We start from the raw sequence: 4211 nt of genomic DNA, 5'->3' as shown, positions 1-4211 counted from the left end.
GTCAAAACTGCGTAACTCATTGTTTACCAAGGAGTTTTCCGTTTCGACTGCGCCGGAAGTGGGGCGAATTATAGACACCTGAGATCTGCCGTCAAGCACTGATTCTGGATTTCTATCAAAAGGGCTGATTTGCTGCTCAAACAGAGCAACACCGCCATTCAAAGCCCCCTCCTGACAACCGCTTCTATATAGAGAGAGGCAAGACAGCCCCCCTATGAAGCTTTGATGACCTCGCTAAAGCGACCCTCATTCAGGATTGACACTATATAGCTGAGTATTTTCCGATGCCCCTGCCCCCCCTGGGATCGTGACGGTCGAGTCACGCCACAACGACCGAGGAATGCCACCCACAAAAAAGCCCCGCTTGCGCAACGCAAGCGGGGCTTTTTTACTCCCATCGCCATACTGCTTTCGCAGCAATATTTCAGCTAATCAGAGTAGGGGCTCAAGAGCCTGAATAATTTGGTGTCCCAGGGCAGGTTCGAACTGCCAACCTTCCCCTTAGGAGGGGGATGCTCTATCCAATTGAGCTACTGAGACACTGATCGCCACCGCTCTTGCGAAGGACGGCCTGCATGTTAACGGCCAGTTCCCCGTTTGTCATGTCGTACCCACCCTTTTTAAGCGTAGGCATTTTCGTCAGGAAATTCACGCCCATCGTGCAGATTGCACCAGGGCAAAAATCCCATTCTTGCAAAATGCAATGCAGGCATGCCTACCAATAGCGCTAACCTATTGATTTTATTGGGATAAAAGCCAATAAATCATTGGCATGCTGCCTGCTTTAACTGCTTTCATACACAAGCGGAGGCCAGCCTCATGAACAGCACTCTATTAGTAGCCAATGCAATCGCCCTGGCGATCGTACTGGGTGTTCATTTTGCGCCGGAGAATGACGAGGTCGCTGCCAACCAGCGAACGCCTCACTACCTTCAGCTGCAAAGGGCTCCTCAGCTTGCCGTCATGAACAACCCAACCCGCGCATCCGCACAGGACGCGAGTCAGGCGATGGCGGTCGCCATCACGCCATCTTCGGATCGCCTGGTATTTTGAATTTCTTCATCAGGAGCACAGCATGTCCAAATGGGCCACAGGATTTCTCGCCTTATGTCTAATGAGCGGCATGCTGCATGTGGCCCTGATCGAGGATACCCTTGTGACTGCGCCGCTGGTTGTGTGCGCAGTATCTGGCATCCTGTTCCTGCTGGCGCTGATTGCCGGTCGCAAAATCAAGTTTGATCCCGTACTGCGCTAACGCCTGCGGATCGAATTGCACTCTGCAACAAGGGGCCTCAAAGGGCCCCTTGGCTTTTCGCCAGGCAGCTTCATCGTCGGCCAGCGGCCGGACAAGGCAGACTCGACTGCCATCCATCCTGAATATCCCCTCCTCCACACGTCCTCCCTAGTAAATCGGCCAATTGCCACTACTCTCTAATAGAAGGCGCAATGAGGGCGCGCTTTGACACGAGCTTATGGTGTCTTCGGACATCATCCGCCAGGGAAGCAGGCAACCGGAGACGTGGGCCCGCCAAACTTACCAACCAGTCCGCATTTCTGATAATTGGTGCTGGCAGAAAGCCTTTATCCGGTTCAATATTTGTCACAGAATTGACGCCAACGAACTGGCAATCTTGAGGCATCATGCGGGCTTCTATCAATTCAGGTTGAACATTTGGCCCGAACGCTTGTCCTATCAGACATCCTGCGGCCAATCCCAAGAACCGCTCCCCTGAACTAACCGGTTAAATATATGCGCCCATTGAAACAGGCAATTTATTCCAGCCGTACGGCTGACAAGTTTGTCGTACGTCTGCCAGACGGAATGCGTGAACGCATTGCCGAAGTGGCTCGCAATCATCATCGCAGCATGAACTCCGAAATTATTGCACGCCTTGAGCAAAGCCTTATTCAGGAAGGTGCGCTGGGCGAAGAGCTGAGCATGCGCCTGGACAGCCCGGAGCTGTCACTGCACGAACGCGAACTGTTGCAACGCTTCCGCCAACTTTCTCATCGCCAGCAAAACGCGCTGGTTTCACTGATCGCCCATGACGCCGAGATGGCTGCAGACGCGTCCTGATTCAGCCGAATTCCCCAAGCCAGCTTAATTGCTGGCTTTTTTTGCCTGAAATCCAGGCCTAAAAAAACCCGCCTGATGAGGGCGGGTTTTTTAGCTCTGCAGGTCAGAGCAGGAAGATAGTTGCCAGCCCCAGGAAGATGAAGAAACCACCGCTGTCGGTCATGGCAGTGATCATTACGCTGGCACCCATTGCCGGGTCTCGTCCCAGCCGGGCCAGCGTCATGGGGATCAGCACCCCCATCAATGCCGCAAGCAACAGGTTGAGCGTCATGGCGGCCGTCATCACCACCCCCAACGACCAGCTGCCGTAGAGCAGATAGGCAACGATGCCGATAACCCCACCCCAGACCAGCCCGTTGATCAGGCCTACCGCCAGCTCCTTGCGCATTAATCGCGAGGTATTGCCGGTGCTCACTTGGTCCAGGGCCATGGCCCGAACAATCATCGTGATGGTCTGGTTACCCGAGTTGCCACCAATACCCGCCACAATCGGCATCAATGCCGCCAGTGCTACCAGCTTCTCGATCGAGCCTTCGAACAGGCCGATGACCCGCGAGGCGATGAAGGCGGTGACCAGGTTCACTGCCAGCCAGGCCCAACGGTTACGCAGGGACTTCCAGACGGACGCGAAGATGTCTTCCTCTTCACGCAGACCCGCCATGTTGAGCACTTCGTTTTCGCTCTCTTCACGGATCAGGTCGACCATCTCATCGATCGTCAGACGACCTATCAACTTGCCGTTCTTGTCGACCACGGGTGCGGAGATCAAGTCATAACGCTCAAACGCCTGGGCCGCGTCGTAGGCATCTTCGTCCGGGTGAAAGCTCACCGGATCGCTGGCCATCACTTCCGCAACCTGCTTGTCGGGGTCGTTGACCAGCAGACGCTTGATCGGCAGGACACCCTTGAGCACGCCGTCGTAATCGACGACAAAAAGCTTGTCGGTATGACCCGGCAACTCTTTCAAGCGCCGCAGGTAGCGCAGGACCACTTCCAGGCTGACATCCTCGCGGATCGTCACCATCTCGAAGTCCATCAGCGCGCCAACCTGCTCCTCGTCATAGGACAACGCGGAGCGCACGCGCTCACGCTGCTGACCATCGAGGGTTTCCATCAGCTCGTGCACGACGTCGCGCGGCAGTTCGGAGGCCAGGTCAGCCAGTTCGTCGGCGTCCATGTCCTTGGCTGCTGCCAGGAGCTCGTGATCGTCCATGTCGGCGATCAGGGTCTCACGGACCGAATCAGAGACTTCGAGCAGGATGTCGCCGTCGCGATCAGCCTTGACCAGCTTCCAAAGCGTCAGGCGGTCATCAAGCGGCAGCGCTTCGAGGATGTAGGCGACGTCGGCGGAGTGCAGGTCATCGAGCTTGCGTTGCAGCTCGACCAGGTTCTGCCGGTGAACCAGGTTTTCGACCCGTTCGTGGTGCGGCCCTTCCTGACGGTGCGTCAGGTCTTCGACCACACGTTGGCGCTGCAACAGCTCAACGACTTGAGCGAGGCGGTCTTGCAGGCTTTCTTGCGTTTTCTTTACTTCAACTTCAGACATAGGCGAACTCCACTCCCAGCAGCGGGGCACGCCGGGAGGATCAATCAGTCAATTCATGATTGGACAATCGGGATTTCAAGTGACTCTTTAAGTAACTACTGGGTAAGTCCATGAAGGTATTCCACAAGCCCCGGCGGGGCTGACGGGCGCAATCATACACCGCCGGGGAGTTTTAAACGTTAAAAAATCGCGGCTGGAAACAAGCGCTTGCAAGACAAACCTGAGTGCCGCCCTGACCGTTTAATGTGCGACGACCCATGGCCAAGAGAAAACACAGTGCTTGAGGAAAATGTAGCGGCCACCCTCCTCTAGGACCGTCATGGAGAACGATTAATGCCATCGCTTGGCTATTATTTTTCCTGGCTGGATTTTTCTGCCTGCCAGGCCCGCGCAGCAGCCACGACACTTCACCGCAGCGCGGTGGTGCAATTGGATGAGAGAAGGGGCATTGAGGAAGAAGGCAAATCCCAGACGGCAAAAAGCCCGCTTTAGAGGCGGGCTTTTTGGTGTTTGGTGCACTCGACAGGATTCGAACCTGTGACCGCTCGGTTCGTAGCCGAGTACTCTATCCAGCTGAGCTACGAGTGC

5 protein-coding genes and 2 tRNA genes are annotated in these 4211 nt (G+C 55.5%); 4 read left to right on the top strand and 3 right to left on the bottom strand.

The genetic code is table 11. The features are described 5' to 3' along the window. Nucleotides 1-463: 463 nt before the first annotated feature. A tRNA-Arg gene (locus AAEZ09_RS27815) sits at nt 464-540 on the bottom strand. A 279-nt stretch (nt 541-819) separates the two neighbouring features. Between AAEZ09_RS27815 and AAEZ09_RS27810 the strand changes: the two genes are divergently transcribed. The 3 genes from AAEZ09_RS27810 to AAEZ09_RS27800 all read left to right on the top strand — a co-directional run bounded on the left by AAEZ09_RS27810 (nt 820) and on the right by AAEZ09_RS27800 (nt 2077). Next, complete coding sequence (locus AAEZ09_RS27810) at nt 820-1053, top strand: hypothetical protein (protein WP_045057440.1); 234 nt, start codon at nt 820-822, stop codon at nt 1051-1053. A 22-nt stretch (nt 1054-1075) separates the two neighbouring features. Beyond that, the gene (locus AAEZ09_RS27805; RefSeq protein ID WP_045057441.1) at nt 1076-1255 is read left to right on the top strand and encodes a PA3371 family protein; all 180 of its coding nucleotides are present in this window, start codon (nt 1076-1078) and stop codon (nt 1253-1255) included. A gap of 495 nt (nt 1256-1750) precedes the next feature. Beyond that, entirely contained in the window at nt 1751-2077 is a 327-nt protein-coding gene (locus AAEZ09_RS27800) for an Arc family DNA-binding protein (protein WP_003178899.1), read from the top strand. Between the two features lie 103 nt (nt 2078-2180). On the opposite strand, the gene mgtE is transcribed toward AAEZ09_RS27800, so the two are convergent. Next, nucleotides 2181-3623 carry a magnesium transporter gene (mgtE, locus tag AAEZ09_RS27795; protein ID WP_045057442.1) on the bottom strand — a complete coding sequence of 481 codons (1443 nt, stop codon included), beginning with the start codon at nt 3621-3623 and terminating at the stop codon, nt 2181-2183. Nucleotides 3624-3956: 333 nt separating this feature from the next. Here mgtE and AAEZ09_RS27790 point away from each other — a divergent pair, with 333 nt between their 5' ends. Beyond that, nucleotides 3957-4115, top strand: coding sequence for a hypothetical protein (locus tag AAEZ09_RS27790; protein WP_350601566.1), 159 nt, complete (start codon nt 3957-3959; stop codon nt 4113-4115). A gap of 19 nt (nt 4116-4134) precedes the next feature. Here AAEZ09_RS27790 and AAEZ09_RS27785 read toward each other — a convergent pair. Then, a tRNA-Arg gene (locus AAEZ09_RS27785) sits at nt 4135-4211 on the bottom strand.

The sequence above is a fragment of the Pseudomonas sp. 65/3-MNA-CIBAN-0223 genome (assembly GCF_040310425.1).
GTDB lineage: Bacteria > Pseudomonadota > Gammaproteobacteria > Pseudomonadales > Pseudomonadaceae > Aquipseudomonas > Aquipseudomonas gregormendelii.
This window is presented reverse-complemented; position numbering and strand designations above follow the sequence as displayed.